The 18,723-nt window shown below is 60.5% G+C and carries 14 protein-coding genes; 5 read left to right on the forward strand and 9 right to left on the reverse strand.

What is annotated here, in order from left to right:
- Positions 1 to 95: 95 nt before the first annotated feature.
- Entirely contained in the window at positions 96 to 797 is a 702-nt protein-coding gene (ung, locus tag FHX16_RS09270; RefSeq protein WP_183861573.1) for a uracil-DNA glycosylase, read from the reverse strand.
- 152 nt (positions 798 to 949) lie between these two features.
- Here ung and FHX16_RS09275 point away from each other — a divergent pair, with 152 nt between their 5' ends.
- From FHX16_RS09275 to FHX16_RS09290, 4 genes are all read left to right on the forward strand, one after another.
- Positions 950 to 2,374 carry a phosphomannomutase gene (locus FHX16_RS09275; protein ID WP_259127166.1) on the forward strand — a complete coding sequence of 475 codons (1,425 nt, stop codon included), beginning with the start codon at positions 950 to 952 and terminating at the stop codon, positions 2,372 to 2,374.
- 34 nt (positions 2,375 to 2,408) lie between these two features.
- Positions 2,409 to 3,836, forward strand: a complete 1,428-nt coding sequence (locus FHX16_RS09280) for a mannose-1-phosphate guanylyltransferase/mannose-6-phosphate isomerase (protein ID WP_183755576.1) — start codon at positions 2,409 to 2,411, stop codon at positions 3,834 to 3,836.
- Between the two features lie 95 nt (positions 3,837 to 3,931).
- Positions 3,932 to 5,248, forward strand: coding sequence for a UDP-glucose/GDP-mannose dehydrogenase family protein (locus FHX16_RS09285; RefSeq protein ID WP_183861577.1), 1,317 nt, complete (start codon positions 3,932 to 3,934; stop codon positions 5,246 to 5,248).
- On the forward strand, positions 5,249 to 6,265 hold the full coding sequence (locus tag FHX16_RS09290; RefSeq protein WP_183861579.1) for an NAD-dependent epimerase/dehydratase family protein: 1,017 nt from the start codon (positions 5,249 to 5,251) through the stop codon (positions 6,263 to 6,265). It begins immediately after the preceding gene.
- Between the two features lie 13 nt (positions 6,266 to 6,278).
- Here the strand turns inward: FHX16_RS09290 and FHX16_RS09295 are convergent, their stop codons facing one another.
- The 6 genes from FHX16_RS09295 to FHX16_RS09320 form a co-directional block, all read right to left on the reverse strand.
- On the reverse strand, positions 6,279 to 8,060 hold the full coding sequence (locus FHX16_RS09295; RefSeq protein ID WP_183861581.1) for a bifunctional diguanylate cyclase/phosphodiesterase: 1,782 nt from the start codon (positions 8,058 to 8,060) through the stop codon (positions 6,279 to 6,281).
- A 184-nt stretch (positions 8,061 to 8,244) separates the two neighbouring features.
- Positions 8,245 to 9,141: an NAD(P)-dependent oxidoreductase gene (locus FHX16_RS09300; RefSeq protein WP_183861583.1), complete on the reverse strand. Its 897-nt coding sequence runs from the start codon at positions 9,139 to 9,141 to the stop codon at positions 8,245 to 8,247.
- Positions 9,138 to 10,121 (reverse strand): D-erythronate dehydrogenase, encoded by a 984-nt coding sequence (gene denD / locus FHX16_RS09305; protein WP_183861585.1) that lies wholly within the window; start codon positions 10,119 to 10,121, stop codon positions 9,138 to 9,140. Before denD ends, FHX16_RS09300 begins: the two co-directional genes overlap by 4 nt.
- Positions 10,122 to 10,260: 139 nt before the next feature.
- Positions 10,261 to 13,461, reverse strand: coding sequence for an efflux RND transporter permease subunit (locus tag FHX16_RS09310; RefSeq protein WP_183861587.1), 3,201 nt, complete (start codon positions 13,459 to 13,461; stop codon positions 10,261 to 10,263).
- A gap of 124 nt (positions 13,462 to 13,585) precedes the next feature.
- Complete coding sequence (locus tag FHX16_RS09315; protein ID WP_183861589.1) at positions 13,586 to 14,776, reverse strand: efflux RND transporter periplasmic adaptor subunit; 1,191 nt, start codon at positions 14,774 to 14,776, stop codon at positions 13,586 to 13,588.
- A 41-nt stretch (positions 14,777 to 14,817) separates the two neighbouring features.
- Complete coding sequence (locus tag FHX16_RS09320; RefSeq protein WP_183755569.1) at positions 14,818 to 15,639, reverse strand: alpha/beta hydrolase fold domain-containing protein; 822 nt, start codon at positions 15,637 to 15,639, stop codon at positions 14,818 to 14,820.
- A 167-nt stretch (positions 15,640 to 15,806) separates the two neighbouring features.
- On the opposite strand from FHX16_RS09320, the gene FHX16_RS09325 reads away from it, so the two are divergent.
- Positions 15,807 to 16,718, forward strand: a complete 912-nt coding sequence (locus tag FHX16_RS09325) for a LysR family transcriptional regulator (protein ID WP_183861590.1) — start codon at positions 15,807 to 15,809, stop codon at positions 16,716 to 16,718.
- Between the two features lie 240 nt (positions 16,719 to 16,958).
- Here the strand turns inward: FHX16_RS09325 and FHX16_RS09330 are convergent, their stop codons facing one another.
- Together FHX16_RS09330 and FHX16_RS09335 are read right to left on the reverse strand one after the other, a co-directional pair.
- The gene (locus FHX16_RS09330; protein WP_183861592.1) at positions 16,959 to 17,858 is read right to left on the reverse strand and encodes an SDR family oxidoreductase; all 900 of its coding nucleotides are present in this window, start codon (positions 17,856 to 17,858) and stop codon (positions 16,959 to 16,961) included.
- A gap of 83 nt (positions 17,859 to 17,941) precedes the next feature.
- Positions 17,942 to 18,682, reverse strand: coding sequence for an SDR family oxidoreductase (locus tag FHX16_RS09335; protein WP_259127182.1), 741 nt, complete (start codon positions 18,680 to 18,682; stop codon positions 17,942 to 17,944).
- Positions 18,683 to 18,723: the final 41 nt, after the last annotated feature.

Here is an 18,723-nt window from a genome sequence, read left to right on the forward strand (position 1 = left end):
TAGATGATCGCTAAGGGTCGATCGGAATAGCCCCGACGACCAGAACGCATTGTCTCCTTTTAGTGAACGACAAATAAAGATCGTTCAGAAAGAGCCTAAAGATCAGTTGGGTTCGTGGGCAACTGCCAGTCGATCGGCGCCCGGCCGCGCGCCTGCAAGAAGGCATTGGCCTTGGAAAAATGGCCAGAGCCAAAGAAGCCGCTGTGTGCGGAAAGTGGCGACGGATGCGGCGCCTTCAACACCAGATGACGCGACGTATCCACGAAGGCGGCCTTCCTTTGCGCATAGGAGCCCCAAAGCATGAAGACCACCGCGTCGCATTCGTCGTTGACCTTGCGAATGACAGCGTCGGTGAAGCGCTCCCACCCCTTGCCCTGGTGCGATGCAGCCTGAGCCTCCTCGACCGTCAGCACGCTGTTCAGCAACAGCACGCCCTGCCGCGCCCAATGTTCCAGAAATCCATGCCGCGCCGGCTGAACTCCCAGGTCGCTTTGCATTTCCTTGTAAATATTGACGAGTGAGGGCGGAATTCGCACGCCCGGTCGGACGCTGAAGCAAAGGCCATGCGCTTGCCCGAGTCCATGATAAGGGTCCTGCCCGAGGATCACGACCTTGACGTCCGCCAGTGGCGTGAGGTCGAGAGCGCGGAAGTACTCAGACCCCTTCGGAAAGATCCTTTTTCCTCCCTGCTTCTGGGCGAGGAGGAACGCCTTTAGCTGCTGCATGTAGAGACTGGAGAATTCGCCAGCGAGTGCGTTCTTCCAGCTCTCCTCCAGCGCGATCGATTGTTCATCCATTGACAGTCCTCATCCGCTTCTGCGCGCTTTCAACTTGCCTCGAGGCGGGAATTGGCGGACATTTTATTGTTGGCCGTCGGCAATATTTACAAATGCGGGGTAGATTGCGTTCAAATCGCAGGTGAATTCAAGCGCGTCGGGAACCTTTCAAGATGAAATTCGGAACAAGTGGACTTCGCGGCCTGTCTGTCGACCTCAAGGGGCGCGCTTCGGCACTTTATGCCACCGCGTTCGGACGCTACCTGCTCGACAGCGGACTGGCGCGCGCGGGCGACGCCATCCTGATCGGCCGGGACTACCGGGATTCGAGTCCAGAAATCACGGCCAACTGCACTGATGCCCTTGTCAGCCTCGGTTTCGATGTCCAGGACTGCGGCACGCCGCCGACGCCAGCCCTTGCGCTTTATGGTCTCCAGCAAAAGGCCGCCTGTCTGATGGTGACCGGTTCGCACATACCTGCTGATCGTAACGGCATCAAGTTCTATCGGCCGGACGGCGAGATCGACAAAGCAGACGAGGCGGCAATCACCGCTTTGGCAACAGAACTCGATCGTACCGGCTTTGCGTTTGCGCCCCGCGGCACACGTCCGCACGAGGTTTCGTCCGAATGCCTGACGGCCTTCCGCGAACGGAATGCCAATATTCTTCCCGCGGGCGCGCTTGCTGGCCTCAAGGTCGGCATCTACCAGCATAGCACGGTCGCCCGCGACCTGCTTGTGGATCTCTTGAAGCATTACGGCGCGACAGTTGTCCCGTTTGGCCGGTCAGAGACATTCAATCCTGTCGACACCGAAGCCGTTTCCGAAGAAACGATTGCCAAACTGACGGATGCCGCCAGACAACATGACCTCGATGCGATCGTCTCCGCCGATGGGGATGGCGATCGTCCGCTGGTGACAGATGAGACGGGCACGCCGCTGCGCGGTGATCTTCTTGGATTGATCGCCACAAACTTCCTCGGTGCGACCGCAGTGGTTACACCGGTTACGTCGAATTCCGGGATCGAATCTGCGGGGCGCTTTAGCGTCATTCGCACCCGCGTCGGCTCCCCCTTTGTGATATCGGGCATGCAAGAGGCAATCACAGCGGGCCAGAACCATGTCGCAGGCTTCGAGGCGAATGGCGGCGTGCTGACGGCGAGCGATTCCGAAGTCAACGGCCACACGCTGCGCGCCCTGCCGACGCGCGATTGCTTCGTGCCCATCCTGGCGACGCTGTTTCTTGCAGCATCCAGACGGCAGCCGCTTTCGGTCATCGTTGCTTCCTACGGCCTGCCGTTTGCCATGGCTGACCGTCTCGAAGACTTTCCGGTTGAGACAAGTGCCCGTCTGATGGCGCATCTCCGTTCCGGGTCTTCCAACCTCGCGGCGTTTCTGGAGCCGATCGGCAAAGTTGGCAGCGTCAGCGATATCGACGGGCTGCGTGTCACGCTGAAGGACCGACGAATCATTCATTTCCGTCCCTCCGGCAATGCTCCGGAAATGCGCTGCTACGTTGAGGCAGAAGGCGAAGCCGCCGCCGCAGCGTTGCTCGGTGCCGGACTGCAACGCATCCGCTGGTGGGCCAAGACGAACTGATCGACCAAGCAAGAGATAGTCAAGGATATTAGAGATGACGAAGAAGATCGTTCCCGTGATCATGGCAGGCGGCAAAGGTACTCGGCTTTGGCCATTGTCACGCGCTGCAGCACCGAAGCAGTTCATCCGTTTCGTTGGCGACAAGACACTTTTTCAGGAAACGCTGCGGCGCGTGTCCGATCCCGCGCTCTACGAAGCGCCCGTGATTCTTACCAACGAAGAATTCCGCTTTCTCGTCGCCGAGCAAGCGCGTGAGCTGGACATCGACCTCGCCGCCATCTTGCTCGAACCGGTTGCCCGCAATACCGCCGCCGCCGTAGCCGCCGCTGCGACGCTGGTACGCGACCGTTTTGACGAGGACACCATTATGCACGTGCTCGGCTCCGACTACGAAATCGTTGCCGACGACACCTACTTTGGCTGTGTCAACATTGCTGCCGCAACGGCGGCCGAGGGAAAGCTGGCAACTTTCGGCATACAGCCGACCGAGCCTGCAACGGGCTACGGCTACATCGAGGGTGGGGAGCAGCTTCCTTCGGGTGCTCGGGTGGTGGCACGATTCATCGAAAAGCCGCCACTCGCCAATGCAGAAGAAATGCTCGCCGCTGGCGGTTTCTATTGGAATTCCGGCATGTTCATGTTTTCGGTTTCGCGTCTGCTCGCCGAAATGCGCACCTATGCTGCACCGGTATTGAAGGCAGCAGCCGACTCGCTCGCAAAAAGCGTCAGGGATCTCGACTTCATCCGTCTCGACAAGGCAGCGTTCTCCGCGGCCCCGAACATCTCGATCGACTACGCGATCATGGAGAAGACGAGCAACGCCGCCGTCGTCCCCTCGCCGTTCAAGTGGTCCGACCTCGGCAGCTGGGATTCCGTCTGGAAGAGCGGTAGCCGCGATGAATATGGCAATGTGGCAGCCGGCAATACGACGGTCGTCAACACCAAGAACTCGCTCATCATGACACATGGTGTACACCTAGCCGTCCAGGGCATGGACGATATCGCTGTCATCGCCAGCGAGGACGCCGTGTATGTCGGCCGACTGCAGGACAGCCAGGACGTCGGCAACCTCGTGAAGATGCTCGCCTCCGCCCCCACGACATCGCAGCTGACCGAGACCCATCCCACCTCCTACCGGCCTTGGGGCGGCTATACCTCGGTGCTGAACGGCGACCGCTTCCAGGTGAAACGCATCTTCGTCACGCCGGGCAAGAAACTGTCACTACAGAAGCACCACCACCGCTCCGAGCATTGGATCGTCGTCAAGGGCACGGCCGAGGTGACCATCGGCGAGAACGTGCAGATGCTGAGAGAGAACGAATCCGTCTACATCCCGCTCGGCGAAATCCATCGCCTGGCCAACCCGGGCAAGATCATGCTCGAGCTGATCGAAGTGCAGACCGGATCCTATCTCGGCGAAGACGATATCATCCGTATCGTGGACGAGTTCGGCCGCAGCTGATCACTGTTGTCTTGAACTTATAAACTTCCCCCTGTAACACCATCGCGGCTCCGCCAACCGGCCGGGCCGCGATCGCCGTCTCAGGGAATGAATCCATGCGTATTGTGATGATTGGCTCGGGCTATGTCGGCCTTGTCTCCGGTGCCTGCCTCGCCGATTTCGGCCATCATGTCACCTGCGTCGACAAATCGGCCGCGAAGATCGACGCGCTGGAAGCCGGCCAAGTTCCGATTTTTGAACCCGGTCTCGACGCCATCATCGAGCATAACCGCACTGCCGGCCGCCTCGACTTTTCCAAGGATCTGGCGTCTCCAGTTGCCGAGGCGGATGTCGTCTTCATCGCGGTCGGAACACCTTCGCGCCGCGGCGATGGCCACGCCGACTTGAGCTACGTCTATGCCGCGACCCGCGAGATCGCGGCAGCCGTTTCCGGGTTTACCGTTATCGTCACCAAGTCCACTGTTCCTGTCGGCACCGGTGATGAAATCGAGCGCATTTTCCGCGACGAGTTCCCGGAGAAGGATATTGCGGTCGTCTCCAACCCCGAATTCCTGCGCGAAGGCGCGGCGATCACGGACTTCAAACGCCCGGATCGCATCGTCATCGGCACTGAAGAGCCGCGCGCCGTGGAAGTCATGCGTGAAGTCTATCGCCCGCTCTACCTCAACGAAGCGCCGCTTTATTTCTGCGAACGCCGCACCTCTGAGCTCATCAAGTACGCCGCCAACGCCTTCCTGGCGATGAAGATCACCTTCATCAACGAGATCGCAGACCTCTGCGAACAGCTCGGCGCCGATGTGCAGAAGGTCGCCAAGGGCATCGGGATGGACAAGCGCATCGGCGACAAGTTTCTGCATGCCGGCCCCGGTTACGGCGGTTCATGCTTCCCCAAAGATACGCTGGCACTGGTCAAGACCGCACAGGATCATGACAGCCCGGTTCGCCTGATCGAGACGACAGTCGCGATCAATGACAACCGCAAGCGCGCCATGGGCCGCAAGGTCATCGCAGCCTGCGACGGTAATGTTCGGGGCAAGAAGATCGCTATCCTCGGCCTGACCTTCAAGCCGAATACCGACGACATGCGTGACGCACCGTCGATCACCATCATCCAGGCGCTGCTGGACGGTGGCGCCAAGGTTCACGCCTTCGACCCGGAAGGCATGGAGATGGCGAAGGAAGTCATCGGCCCGATCACCTACGGCAAGGACCCATACGACATTGCTGACGGTGCCGACGCCATTGTCATCGTGACAGAATGGGACGAGTTCCGCGCGCTCGATTTCAAGCGGCTGAAGTCTATGGTGAGAACCCCTGTTGTCGTCGACCTGCGCAACATCTACCCGGTCGCCGAAGTGACAAAGCACGGCTTCAGCTACTTTGCAGTCGGAAAGAAGAACGAGAAGAAGTAGATGCGTTATTTCATCACCGGCACCGCAGGCTTCATCGGTTTTCATCTCGCCCGCCGCCTGCTGCAGGAGGGCAACGAAGTCACCGGCTTCGATGGCATGACGCACTACTACAACATCAAGCTGAAGCACATGCGCAATGCCGCGCTGGCACAGTTTCCTGCCTTCCGCCCGGTGACGGCGATGCTGGAAGACCGCAATGCCCTGGAAGGCGCCATCGCGGACGCAAGGCCGGATGTGCTGGTCCACCTCGCAGCACAGGCCGGTGTGCGCTACAGCCTGGAAAATCCGCGCGCTTACCTGACATCAAATCTGGAAGGCTCCTGGAACATCCTGGAGATTGCCAAGGATGTCGGTGTCAGCCATCTCATGCTGGCATCGACGTCGTCCATCTATGGCGCCAATCCGACCGTTCCATTTCGCGAGACAGACCGTGCGGACGAACCGCTGACCTTCTACGCGGCGACGAAGAAATCGATGGAACTGATGGCGCACAGCTACGCCCATCTCCACAAGGTCCCGACGACAGCCTTCCGCTTCTTCACTGTCTACGGCCCTTGGGGACGTCCCGATATGGCCCTCTTCAAGTTCGTCAAGAGCATGATGGAAGACCAGCCGATCGAGATCTACGGCGAAGGCAAGATGAGCCGCGACTTCACCTATATCGATGACCTCGTGGAGGCGATCCTCCGGCTTTCTTCCGTCGTTCCCTCGGAAGCGAATCGCGTGACCGACGAACGGGTGGAGACCCTCTCACATCAGGCGCCGTTCCGCGTCGTCAACATCGGTGGCGGTCAGCCCGAAAACCTGATGACCTTTGTCGAGACCGTCGAAAGGGCACTCGGCCAGCCGGCCAAGCGCAAGATGCTGCCGATGCAGAAGGGTGACGTGCCGCGCACCTTTGCCAGCCCCGACCTGTTGATGGCGCTGACCGGCTACAAGCCGGAGACAACGCTGGATATCGGCGTCAAGGCATTCGTCGACTGGTATCTGGAAGCGCGCGGCGAACTCGAACCGTAGACCTACCGTCTGGCTAACGGCGGAGGTTGGCGGCCAGCGCCTCCTTTTTCGATGCAAAAATCCCATCGATCTCGGACGCCGGCAGCGGATGGCCGAGCGCGAAGCCTTGCAACGTGTGACAGCCGAGCTTCGCGAGCGTCACCGCATGGTTTTCAGTCTCGACGCCTTCCGCAATCACGTCGACGCCGAGCGCCTTGCCGATCTCGACGATCGACTTGACGACGCGGCGTTGCTCGGACGAAGTATCCACCTCGCTGACCAGCTGCCGATCGATCTTCAGCCGGGCCGGTCGCAGCCGCACGAGGCCGATCAGCGACGCGTGGCCCGAGCCGAAATCATCGATCTCGATTTCGATACCCATTTGCTTGATGCGATCGACAGCCTGCAGAAGTTCATCGTCGCAATCATCCAGAAAGATCGTCTCGACGAGCTCGAAAACCAAAGCCCCTTCCGGTATCTCCAGCGTCTCCAAATCTTCGATCAATTGCGGATCGTAGAGCCGCTGTCCGGAGATATTGACCGAAATTCGCGGTAGGGCAGTTCCGTGCTGCCCCCAGCTCAGCCGATCCGCGAGCACGCGTCGCAGGATCGAAGCATCGATCTCGGAGGACAAGCCGAACTCGTCGGCGATTTTCAGGAATATACCGGGTGAGAGCGTGCCGCGCTCGCTATGATGCCAACGCGCCAATGCCTCGATTCCGACGATCTCCCGGGTGTGGGCATCGAGCTGCGGTTGGTAGAATGGAATGATGTCGCCCTGTTCCAGCGCGAGCTTCAACTCTTCGGCAAGACGCCGCTTACCCATCAAATCGTCTTTGAGCTGCTGCGAGAAGAACTCGATGCGGTCGCGCCCTGATGTTTTTGCCTGATAGAGCGCGATGTCCGACTCTGCGAGGAGGTTGGAACCCGAGCGATCCGATGACCAGGAAATGCCGATTGAAGCTCCGGATTGCAACATTTCGTGGCCGAAGCGAATCTTCTTCTTCAAGCGTCGCTGCACGTCGCGCGCCATCCGGTTTAGATCTGTCAGACCACCGAAATTGACCAGCAGGATGACGAATTCATCTCCGCCGATACGCGCCGCCATGGCCGCCTTCGGAACAGCCGTCTCGATCCGCAAGGCGGCAGCCCGCAACACGGTGTCGCCCGCGACATGGCCATGGCTGTCGTTGATCTGCTTGAACTCATCGAGGTCGAGATGCAGGACTGCAAGCGTAGAGACCGAGGCATCCTCCGCCAGTTCCGCCAGACGCTTGTCGAAAAGACGACGGTTGGGAAGTCCCGTCAAGTAGTCGTGTTCCGCTGCATGTTCGATGCGGGCACTGCTCTCCTCCAAGGCCAAGGCACGCGCCTCGGCAACGGTGCGCTGACGGGCAGCCTCGTTCGCGAGCAGGACGTCCGCCGTAACGTCCCATTCGGCACCAATGAAGAAGGGGGATCCTTCCTCGTTGACATAGAAATGGGCCCGTGACCGGATATGCCGTATCTCACCGTTCGGCCAAACGATCCGGAACTCTGAATTGTATAGCCCACGCCGCGCAGTCGCTTCCTCGAATTCCAGTTCGGCGCGCTCGCGATCGTCGGGATGAATTGCATCCGACCAGACAGCCGTCGGGACCGGACCATTGCCTCGTCCGGTCTGGTACAGTCGATGCATCTGGACGTCCCAGGAAATCTCATTCTGAGCGAGATTGTGCTCCCACACACCAATCTGGGACGCATCGAGCGCAAGCTCAAGGCGCCGCAGGATGTCCTGGAACTCTCGTTCGGACCGTGTGGGACTGCTCGATGCCAACGCCGTTCAAGCCTCATACAGCTTTCAGTAACAGTAGGGTATCGGTCCTCGTGCGAGGAATCTCATTATGCGGGCAGAACCAACCTTTTGGCGAGAGATTAATTAGGATGCACTAAAAATCCATCAACAACTGTAGGCGAAACACAGCACTCGATCTTGGCAGAGATCCAGTGGACTAGGCAATTCAGCCTTTCGAGGAACGAAGATTCTTTTGTTCGAGTTGCAACAGCAAGCCGCTATGATCGGTTTCGCCACCGCCATGTTCGACGAACTCCGCAAATTCGGCACGCACCGCTTGCGTCAACGGCAGGGCTAGAGCGAGACCGTCGGCAGTCGCGATGATGTTGTTCAGATCCTTGAGTTGCAGTTTGGAGGGACCTGCGATTCCGAAATCGCGATCAACCATTCGCTGACCGTGAACATCCAGGATCCGGCTTTCGGCAAAACCGCCCCGGATCGCGCGGCGAAATGCCTCACGCGAACCGCCCCCCGCCTCGACGAGCAGCATAGCCTCGGCAACGGCGCCGATCGTTATGGCAACGATCTGCTGGTTCCCAAGCTTTGCGAGCTGCCCGCAACCGCTCGGTCCAACATGCGTAACGCGGCCAAGCGGCGCAAAGACGTCCGCCAGCTCTTCAATCAGCTTGGCGTCGCCGCCTGCCATGATCGCAAGCGTACCGGCAGCCGCGCCGACCACACCGCCCGACACCGGCGCATCGAGATGTGCAATGCCACGCTCGGCGAGTTTCGAGGAATGCTCTCGCGCCGCATCCGGGGCAATGGAACTGGAATCGATGACGACCGCGCCGGTATCGAGCGCCTCTGCGGCGCCTTGCTTGAACAACACGTCCTCTACTGCCGTTCCGTCAGTGAGCATCGTGAAAACCACCGATGCTCCCTCGACCGCAGCAGCTGGCGTATCGGCAACCACCGCGCCGTCCCCGGCAAGTTCCTGCGCCTTGGCATGATTGCGATTCCAGACCGTGACGGCAAAGCCGGCGTGGAGCAAGCGGCGAGCCATCGGTGCGCCCATCAGCCCTGTCCCCAGGAATGCAATGCTGCGCGATTTGCTGGTCGTCATAGCCGTCCTCCCAGTTCATCCTCGATATGCACGCGAATAATGTCGTCGAAAGAAGCATCGGCGACGAAACCCAACTTTCTCGCGCGCTCGGCCGCGAATGCCTGCGGCCAACCGGACACGATCTTCATGACTAGCTCATCGGGTTCGCGTCGGATCAGAGTGACGGCCTTTTCTCCTGCGATCTTGCGCAACGCTTCAATCTGCTCCCCCACCGTAGCGCTGACACCCGGCATCGTCAGGCTGCGGCGGGCGCCAAGCGGCTCGAGATCGATACTGGCGGCATGGATGAGAAAGCCGACGGCCGAACGCGGCGACGCATGCCAATGACGGACAGTTTCCGGCACCGGCAGGATTGCCTCCTGCCCGGCCAATGGTTCGCGCACGATGCCGGAGAAGAAACCGGAGGCAGCTTTATTCGGTTTGCCGGGACGGACGCAGATCGTCGGCAACCGGACGCCGATGCCGTCGATGAAGCCCCGGCGCGTATAATCTGCCAGGAGCAATTCGCCCATCGCCTTCTGCGTGCCATAGCTCGTCAACGGTGTGAGATTGAAATCGTCAGGGATCACCTCGGGGAATGGTGCTCCGAAGACCGCTATGGACGAGGTGAAAACGACGCAGGGCCGATAGCCGTCCTGAAGATGTGCCTCCCGGATCGCCTCAAGAAGCGCACGCGTGCCTTCTAGATTAATGCCGTAACCTTTTTCGAAATCCAGCTCAGCCTCGCCCGACACGATTGCGGCGAGATGAAACACCACATCGGGCCGCGAGGCGATAATTCGCGCGGCTTGCCCTGGACCAGAAACGTCGATCGCGCTGGTCTCGACACGCCCGTTGAACCCTTCAGGCGCGGCGGGAATGACGACATCAACAAGAGAAAGCCGATTGATCGACTGGCCTACTAGCCGTCCATCCGAGACAAGCCGCGCCGTCAATTTGCGCCCGATCATTCCAGCTGCGCCGATAATCGCGATATGCACTGGCTGCCTCCATCAATCGTTGCAGTGTGCGACTCCCCTCGCCCTGCATCCCTTTTGAGACATAGCCGTATGGCTCTCCCATGAAAACAGGAAAGGCGGAGCATTGCTCCGCCTTTCCACGTCTCGCCGCTCGGAGGGGCTATTCGGCAGCGAGTCGTATGATTTCGGCTTCCTCCGCATCGTGCTCGTGCTCCTTGTGCTGGATCAGCGGGCGGTTGCCCGACAGCTTGCGGACCAGCACGTAGAAGACGGGCGTCATGAAGATGCCGAAGAAGGTGACCCCGATCATGCCCGAGAACACCGCCACACCCATGGCGGCGCGCATCTCGGCACCCGCACCGGTCGAGGTGACCAGCGGCACGACACCCATGATGAACGCCATTGATGTCATCAGGATCGGGCGCAGACGCAGGCGGCTTGCCTCGATGGCAGCCTGAACCGGAGTCCGTCCTTCGAATTCCAGCTCGCGGGCGAATTCCACGATCAGGATCGCGTTCTTCGCCGAGAGGCCGACAAGGACCACCAGACCGATCTGCGTGAAGATGTTGTTGTCTCCACCGGTCAGCCAGACGCCCGTCAACGCCGCCAGCACGCCCATCGGCACGATCATGATGATCGCGATCGGCAAGGCAAGGCTCTCGTACTGCGCAGCGAGCACCAGGAACACCAGCAGCAGCGCCAGCGGGAAGACGATCACGCCCGAGTTGCCGGCCAGGATCTGCTGATAGGTCAGATCCGTCCATTCGAAGCTGATGCCCTTCGGCAAGGTCTCTTCGGCGATCTTTTCGATCGCTGCCTGAGCCTGGCCGGAGGAGAAGCCCGGAGCAGGACCGCCGTTGATATCGGCGGAGAGGAAACCGTTATAACGGTTGGTCCGCTCCGGCCCGGTTGTCGCGTTCACCTTCAGGAGCGCAGACAGCGGGATCATCTGGCCCGATGCCGAACGAACCTTCAGCTTGCCGATATCCTCGGGCTGCGCCCGGAACTTGGCATCGGCCTGGACGCGCACGCTGTAGGTACGGCCGAAGGCGTTGAAGTCGTTGACATAGAGCGAACCGAGGTAGATCTGCAGCGTCTCGAAAACGTCGGTTACCGGGACGCCAAGCTGTTCCGCCTTCTCACGGTCGAGATCGGCATAGAGCTGCGGAACATTGATCTGGTAGGCAGAGAAGATGCCCGTCAGCTCAGGCGTCTGGTAGGCCTTGGCGATCATCGCCTTGTTGGCCTCGTCGAGCACCTGATAGCCGAGACCGGCGCGGTCTTCGAGCTGCATCTTGAAGCCACCGGTCGTGCCGAGACCATTGACCGGCGGCGGCGGGAACATCGCGATGAAGGCATCCTGGATCGCCCCGAACTTCTGGTTCAGGGACATGGCAATCGCGCCGCCCGAAAGCGCCGGCGACTTGCGCTCCTCGAAATCCTTCAGCGTCACAAAGACGATGCCGGCGTTCGAGGAGTTGGTGAAGCCGTTGATCGACAGGCCCGGGAAGGCGATCGCATGCGCGACGCCAGGCTCTGCCATGGCGATGTCGCTCATCCGCTTGATGACGTCTTCGGTACGGTCAAGGCTGGCGGCATCCGGCAGCTGGGCAAAGCCGATCAGATACTGCTTGTCCTGCGCCGGCACGAAGCCGCCCGGCACGGCATTGAAGAGCCCGTAGGTCGCGCCTGCCAGCACGACATACACAAGCATGACGATGCTCTTGCGCGACAGCAGACCGCCGACGCCCTTGCCATAGCCTCGCGAACCGGCGCCAAAGGCCTTGTTGAAGCCACGGAAGAACCAGCCGAAGACGGCGTCCATGGCGCGGGTCAGCCAGTCACGCTTGGCGTGATGGTCCTGCAGCAGCAGCGAAGCCAGAGCCGGAGACAGCGTCAGCGAGTTGAAGGCCGAAATGACCGTCGAGATCGCAATCGTCAGCGCGAACTGGCGATAGAACTGTCCGGACAGACCGGAGATGAAGGCGAGCGGCACGAAGACCGCGACAAGCACCAGCGCGATCGCGATGATCGGACCAGACACTTCCTTCATGGCCTTGTAGGTGGCAGCCCGCGGGCTGAGACCATTTTCGATGTTTCGCTCGACGTTTTCGACAACGACGATCGCGTCGTCCACCACGATACCGATCGCCAATACGAGGCCGAAGAGACTGAGCGCGTTGATCGAGAAGCCGAAGACATACATCACCGCGAACGTGCCGATGATCGAAACCGGAACGGCAATCAGCGGGATGATCGAGGCGCGCCATGTCTGCAGGAACAGAATGACGACGATGACCACGAGCGCGATGGCTTCGAGCAGCGTATCGACGACCTTCTCGATCGACGAACGGACGAACTTCGTCGTGTCATAGACGATCTCGTAGCTGACGCCGTCAGGCATGGCGGTCTTCAGCTCTTCCATCGTCTTCTGGACTTCGTCCGAGATGGTGATGGCGTTGGAACCAGGAGACTGGAAGACCGGAATGGCGACCGCCGGCTTGCCGTCGAGAATCGAGCGCAGCGAATAATCGGCAGCGCCGAGTTCGATACGGGCGACGTCGCGCAGGCGGGTGATCTCTCCGTTCGTGCCGGTCTTGACGATGATGTTGCCGAACTGCTCAGGCGTCTGCAGACGGCCCTGCGCATTGACGTTCAGCTGCAGGTCGACACCCGACAGGCTGGGCGAAGCGCCGATGGTGCCGGCTGCGGCCTGGACGTTCTGGCCACGGATCGCATTGGTGACGTCGCTGGCGGCAAGGCCATGCTCGGCCGCCTTCTGCGGGTCGATCCAGACGCGCATCGAATAGTCGCCCGAACCGAACACTTGTACCTGGCCGACGCCATCGATGCGCGCCAACCGGTCCTTGATGTTGAGGACGCCGTAGTTGCGCAGATAGGTGATGTCGTAGCGGTTGTCAGGCGAGATCAGGTTCACGACCATCATCAGGTCGGGAGAGCTCTTGACCGTCGTGATGCCGATGGTCTTCACCTCTTCCGGCAGACGCGGTTCGGCCTGCGACACGCGGTTCTGGACGAGCTGCTGTGCCTTGTCGGGGTCGGTGCCAAGCTTGAAGGTGACCGTCAGCGTCATGACGCCGTCCGAGGTCGCCTGGCTGGACATGTAGAGCATGCCCTCGACGCCGTTGATCTGCTCTTCGAGCGGTGTCGCGACCGTCTGCGCGATGACCTCCGGGTTTGCACCGGGATAGGTGGCGCGCACGACGATCGATGGCGGAACGACTTCCGGATATTCGGAAATCGGCAGTGAACGCAGGCCAAGCAGGCCGGCGACCACGATGAGGACCGATAGAACTCCGGCGAACACCGGACGGTCGACAAAGAATCTGGAGAAATTCATTTCAAAGCCCTCTCCGGGATGAAATTTTGGATGCAACGACCCTCTCCGGCGGTTGGGAGGCCGCCGGTGGGTCGGGTCATTTCGGAATTAACGCGGAGCGCCGGGACGCTCCGGATGCTTCGACTTACTGAGCCGTCGCGACTTTTTCTTCCGCCTGTGGTGCAACCACTGCACCCGGACGGATACGCTGCAGACCGTTGACGACGATCTTGTCGCCGACAGCAAGACCGCTTTCGACGATGCGCTGGCCATCCGCCGACGGGCCGAGCTGGACCGGCCGGTAGCTGACCTTGTTTTCGGCATCGACGACGAACACGAACTTCTTGTCCTGGTCGGTGCCGATCGCGCGGTCGCTGATCAGGATCTTGTTCTCGGCCTTCGGCTCGCCCATGCGGACGCGGACGAACTGGCCGGGGATCAGCTTGCCGCCGGGATTGTCGAAGACGGCGCGAACGCCGATCGTGCCGCTGGCAGCGTCAACCTGGTTGTCGATCAGCTGCAGCTTGCCCTTGATCGGCGTGCCCTGGTCGGCGAGCGTGCCGACCTCGACGGGGATCTGCTCGACAGCGGGAACGGCACCGTCGCCAGCAGGAAGCTGGGCAAGCGCATTTGTCACCATCTCTTCGCTGGCGTTGAAGCTGGCGTAGATCGGATCGACGGACACGAGCGTCGTCAACGCGGGAGATGCGCTGCCTTCGGCAACGAGGTTACCGACCGTCACCTCGATCTTGCCGACACGGCCGGCAACCGGGGCGCGGACCTCGGTGTAGCCGAGCTCAAGCTGTGCCGAGCGAAGCGCCGCCTGGGCGGTGCGGAGACCGGCCTGCGCCTCGGTGAAGGCATTCTGCCGCTGGTCGAAATCGCTTTGCGAAATCGTCTTGTTGTCGGAAAGCCTGCGGCCACGCTCCAGCTCGATCTGAGCAAGATTGACCTTGGCCTCGGCAGAGGCAGTCTGTCCTTCAGCCTGCGAAACCGCCGCCTGGTAGGGCTCCGGATCGATGGTGAAGAGCAGATCGCCGGCCTTGACCAGCGCGCCTTCGCGGAAGTGCACGGACTGGACGGCGCCGGCTACACGTGAACGGACCTGCACGCGGTCGACGGCCTCAAGCCGCCCCGAAAACTCCTGCCATGTCGTGACGTCACGGCTGGCGACGACGGCAACCGTGACCGGCACAGCGGGAGCCTGCGCAGGTGTGGAAGCCGCCGTTGCAGTCGTGCTCATCGGCAGTTCGAAAAAGATGGCTGCGGCCGAAACGGACGCAGCAAGTCCCAAGCCGGCGCCCACAAGGGCCCAGCGCTTTTTACTGGACGTCATTGGTACTCTCCTTACGGCCCTCTCTCAGTGGCCGAATTCAATCAGTTCGTCTTCAATGCAATAGGTTGGCTGCTAATATCCCGAACGAAGCTTTCGAATTGGTCCGTGATCGTCCGTTCCCAATTCGGTGCCTGTTCGCACTTCCCGCCATAAAGCAACGGCCAGCCTGCCCCGGCGGGGAGGACATTCCGGCGAACTGGAACGCCAGCCTGTTTCAGGCGGTCTGCGTAACCGAGCGTTTCGTCGCGAAGTGGATCATCTTCTGCGGTCAGAACGAGCGCGGGCGCGACCCCTGAAATCCGCGAACAGAGACACGGCGCCGCATAGGGATGACAACCGCCGCCGCTGAGATAATGACTCCAGCCCTCGGCCCAGCGCTGACGCATACCGATGCCGTCCGCCTTGCGGATCGACGACGTACCCATGAAAGGATCAAGCAGTGGCGAAATCAGAATTTGGCCATCGAGCGCATCCGCATAATGGTCTCGCGCCTTGAAAGCGACACCGGCAGCAATATTGCCGCCCGCCTCTTCGCCAGCAACGATCAGCAACGAATTGCGATCGCCAATGCCGGACGCCCGCTTGTTGGCGAGATAGGAAAAAACAGAGTAGCCGACTTCGAGCGGCTTCGGAAAGACGTTGCCAAGTGGGGCGTTGTAGTCGGGCACGGCGACGATGGCGCCCGCTTTCGCCAGGCTCTCGGCAACCACGCTGTCCCTAACGCCCGACTGCAGAAAAGCACCGCCGTGGAAAAACAGCACGATCGGCGACCCCTTGCCGAACTCGGCGCCCTGATAGACGCGTGCGGAAACGGGGCCAGTGGCCACCTTTTCCATCACTATGTCTTTCACCTGCACCGTCATCGTTTCGGCTCGCGTCTGACCCACATAACGTATTGCGAGCCAAGACGGCTTGCAATTTCTGAAGAAAACATATTGTTATTCCATTGTCGGAATAAGAAGCGATAGAGCAATTACACTGTTCCGAATTTCGAACAATACCGCAGTGCAACCTGCTTAGGTGATTTCCGATGGACCAGCTCTCGGCAATGCGCGCTTTCATCCGCGTCGTAGAGACGGGCAATTTCACACGGGCCGCCGACACACTCGCCATGCCCAAGGCGACGGTGACCAATCTCATTCAGGGGCTTGAAGCGCACCTGCACACCAAGCTTCTCAACCGCACCACACGCCGCGTCATGGTGACGACCGATGGCGCACTCTACTATGAGCGAGCGGCGCAGATCGTCTCCGAACTCGAGGAGTTGGACGGCAGCCTTTCGAACTCCCAGGGCCTGCCGACCGGCCGCTTGCGCGTCGAAATGGCAGGCGCCTTCGCCGACTGGATCGTCGTGCCCGCACTTTGCGATTTCTACCAGAAATATCCTGATATTCGTGTCGATCTCGGCGTCGGCGACCGCACCGTCGACTACCTCGCGGAGAACGTCGACTGCGCCCTTCGCGGCGGCACGCCGGCCGACCAGTCACTAATCGCGAGACGCGTATCAGAGGTTGAATTGGTGACCTGCGCAGCGCCACTTTACATCGAGAAATTCGGCGTTCCCGCCCGTCCGGAAGAGCTGGAAAACGACCACTATTCAGTAAGTTACTTCCGCGCCCAGACGAACAGGACGCTTCCCTTCGAATTCCGCAAGGACAATGAGGATCTGGAGATCAATCCGCGCTACCTGCTATCGGTCAACGACAGCCGGACCTTCGTGACAGCGGCATTGAGGGGGCTCGGCATTGCTCAACTGCCGCGCTTCATGATCCGCGACGCCTTGGCCAAGGGCGACCTCGTGGAAATCCTGCCGGAATGGAGCCGCGAACCCCTTCCTCTCTACATCGTCTATCCGCCGAATCGGCACCTCAGCAACAAGGTCCGCGTCTTCGTCGACTGGCTGGTGAAACTGCTCTCGGATGCGAAGTTGAACGATGCGTGACGCAGTTGCGGCCCGGAAGGGAGTTCCTTCGACGGGCCGCAACTGTCTGTCTTCAAATTCCTTTCAGACCTCGTCGCGCCACCAGGGAAATGGCTCGGCCGGTATCTGAGGTTGGCGCCCGGAGTTGGAGGTCTTCCAGTCGCCCTTACATCACAAATATAAGCCTGCTTTTTGCCGTTTGTTAAGTGCTGATTCCTGCACAGCAGGTTCGCAAAAACGGAACAATGGCAAATATCACGACTAGTGAACAGCTGGCTTGAGGAGATCTTCCAGCCCGATCCGCCGGAACATTTCGGCGCGAACACGATCAGCAACACCATTGACCACCTCGGCGCCATCTTCGGACGGATCGACATGGGTACGGAACGGACGCTTGCCGAAAGGCATCGCGACAACCTCTGCAATTGCCGTCGCAACCGAACCGGCATCGGCATCAATAGGTTCGAGCGCAGCAAGCCCCTGCAGCGCCTGCTCCGGCACACCCTTGTAAGGTCCGTCGTTGTATTCGGCCGCGCGCGCCGCATCAGCCGGCGAGCCGGAATGCGCGAAGTGGTTGGTGCCCTTGGTGAAGGCGCCGGGCACGATGATCGCGGTCTCGATGCCCCAGCGAGTAAGCTCGGACGCATAGGAAACGGCAACCGAGTCCATCGCCGCCTTGGCCGCGAAATAGGGTGCGAGATAGGGCGGCGTGCCGCCGCGCGTGCTGGAAGAAGACACCCAGACGACAAGCCCCTTGCCCCGCTTGCGCATATGGGGAAGCACGGCGCGGTTCACCCGTTGCGTCGATAGCACGTTGATGTCGAACAGCTCGGCATATTGCTCCGGCGTGAATGCTTCGGCCGGTCCGAAGGACATATGACCGGCATTGTGGATGATGACATCCAGCCTACCCGCCTCTTCGAGCACCTTGGCAATTCCGGCTGCGATGGAAGCATCCGAGACGACATCGAGCTCGACTGAGCGGAGATCGACCTTGTTGTCCCCCGAGAACGTTGCGATATCGGCGACGGCCTTTGCGTTGCGGCCCGCCGTATCGCGGATGCCGGCATAGACGATGTGCCCTTCCTTGGCGAGTGTACGGGCGGTGAGAGCGCCGAAGCCGCTGGATGCTCCAGTAATGACGATGACCTGCTTTTCCATTGTCCTATTCCTTCGAGAAGTGACTGATGACGTCTGATGCGGGAGATCGGCGCCGGGCCGACCCCGCCGCTGCAAGGCTGGAGTCAGATGATGCCGCCGTTGGCGCGCAGCACCTGACCGTTGATCCAGGAACCATCGGGGCCTGCCAGGAACGAAACAGAAGCGGCGATATCCTCGGGCGTCCCCAAGCGCTCCAGCGGATTCATCTTGGCCATGCGGGCGATCAGTTCATCCGACTTGCCATCGAGGAAAAGGTCGGTCGCTGTCGGCCCCGGAGCCACTGCGTTCACGGTGATTTCGCGACCACGCATTTCCTTCGACATGATCGCCGTCAGCGTTTCGACAGCCGCCTTGGTCGCGGCGTAAACGCCGTAGTTTTCAAGCTTCAGACCGACGACGCTCGTCGAAAAGTTGATGATGCGGCCGCCGTTGCGCAGACGCTTTGCGGCTTCGCGCAGAGTGTTGAAGGTGCCCTTCAGGTTGACGCTGACCTGGCGATCGAAATTGGCATCGTCGGCATCGGCAATCGACGAGAGCTGCATGATGCCGGCATTGTTGACCAGCACATCAACACCGCCGAAGGCTGCTTCCGCAGCATCGAACATGCGGCGGACGGCTGCGGGATCGCTGACATCGGCCTGAGCCGTCAACGCCCTGCCGCCGCTCTGCTCGATCTTTTCCACCAGCGCCTCGGCGAGTGCTGCGTTGCCGGCATAGTTGACGACGACGGTGAAACCGTCCCTGGCCAGCCGTTCGGCGATTGCGGCACCGATGCCCCTCGATGCGCCTGTGACCAGTGCGACCTTGTTCTCGTTGTTGCTCATTACCTTTCTCCTTCACTGGGTGCGGCTCGCCGCGTTTTGGA

Source organism: Rhizobium sp. BK661 (assembly GCF_024808825.1).
In the GTDB taxonomy this organism is placed as follows: Bacteria; Pseudomonadota; Alphaproteobacteria; order Rhizobiales; family Rhizobiaceae; genus Rhizobium.

Excerpts from the sequence above, each read along its gene's own strand:
- FHX16_RS09280 (WP_183755576.1), top strand. The coding sequence starts at position 2,409 with ATGACGAAGAAGATCGTTCCCGTGATCATGGCAGGCGGCAAAGGTACT.
- FHX16_RS09310 (WP_183861587.1), bottom strand. The coding sequence starts at position 13,461 with ATGAATTTCTCCAGATTCTTTGTCGACCGTCCGGTGTTCGCCGGAGTT.
- FHX16_RS09335 (WP_259127182.1), bottom strand. The coding sequence starts at position 18,682 with ATGAGCAACAACGAGAACAAGGTCGCACTGGTCACAGGCGCATCGAGG.
- FHX16_RS09330 (WP_183861592.1), bottom strand. The coding sequence starts at position 17,858 with ATGGAAAAGCAGGTCATCGTCATTACTGGAGCATCCAGCGGCTTCGGC.
- FHX16_RS09300 (WP_183861583.1), bottom strand. The coding sequence starts at position 9,141 with ATGACGACCAGCAAATCGCGCAGCATTGCATTCCTGGGGACAGGGCTG.
- FHX16_RS09320 (WP_183755569.1), bottom strand. The coding sequence starts at position 15,639 with ATGACGGTGCAGGTGAAAGACATAGTGATGGAAAAGGTGGCCACTGGC.
- FHX16_RS09325 (WP_183861590.1), top strand. The coding sequence starts at position 15,807 with ATGGACCAGCTCTCGGCAATGCGCGCTTTCATCCGCGTCGTAGAGACG.
- FHX16_RS09290 (WP_183861579.1), top strand. The coding sequence starts at position 5,249 with ATGCGTTATTTCATCACCGGCACCGCAGGCTTCATCGGTTTTCATCTC.
- FHX16_RS09275 (WP_259127166.1), top strand. The coding sequence starts at position 950 with ATGAAATTCGGAACAAGTGGACTTCGCGGCCTGTCTGTCGACCTCAAG.
- FHX16_RS09285 (WP_183861577.1), top strand. The coding sequence starts at position 3,932 with ATGCGTATTGTGATGATTGGCTCGGGCTATGTCGGCCTTGTCTCCGGT.
- FHX16_RS09315 (WP_183861589.1), bottom strand. The coding sequence starts at position 14,776 with ATGACGTCCAGTAAAAAGCGCTGGGCCCTTGTGGGCGCCGGCTTGGGA.
- ung (WP_183861573.1), bottom strand. The coding sequence starts at position 797 with ATGGATGAACAATCGATCGCGCTGGAGGAGAGCTGGAAGAACGCACTC.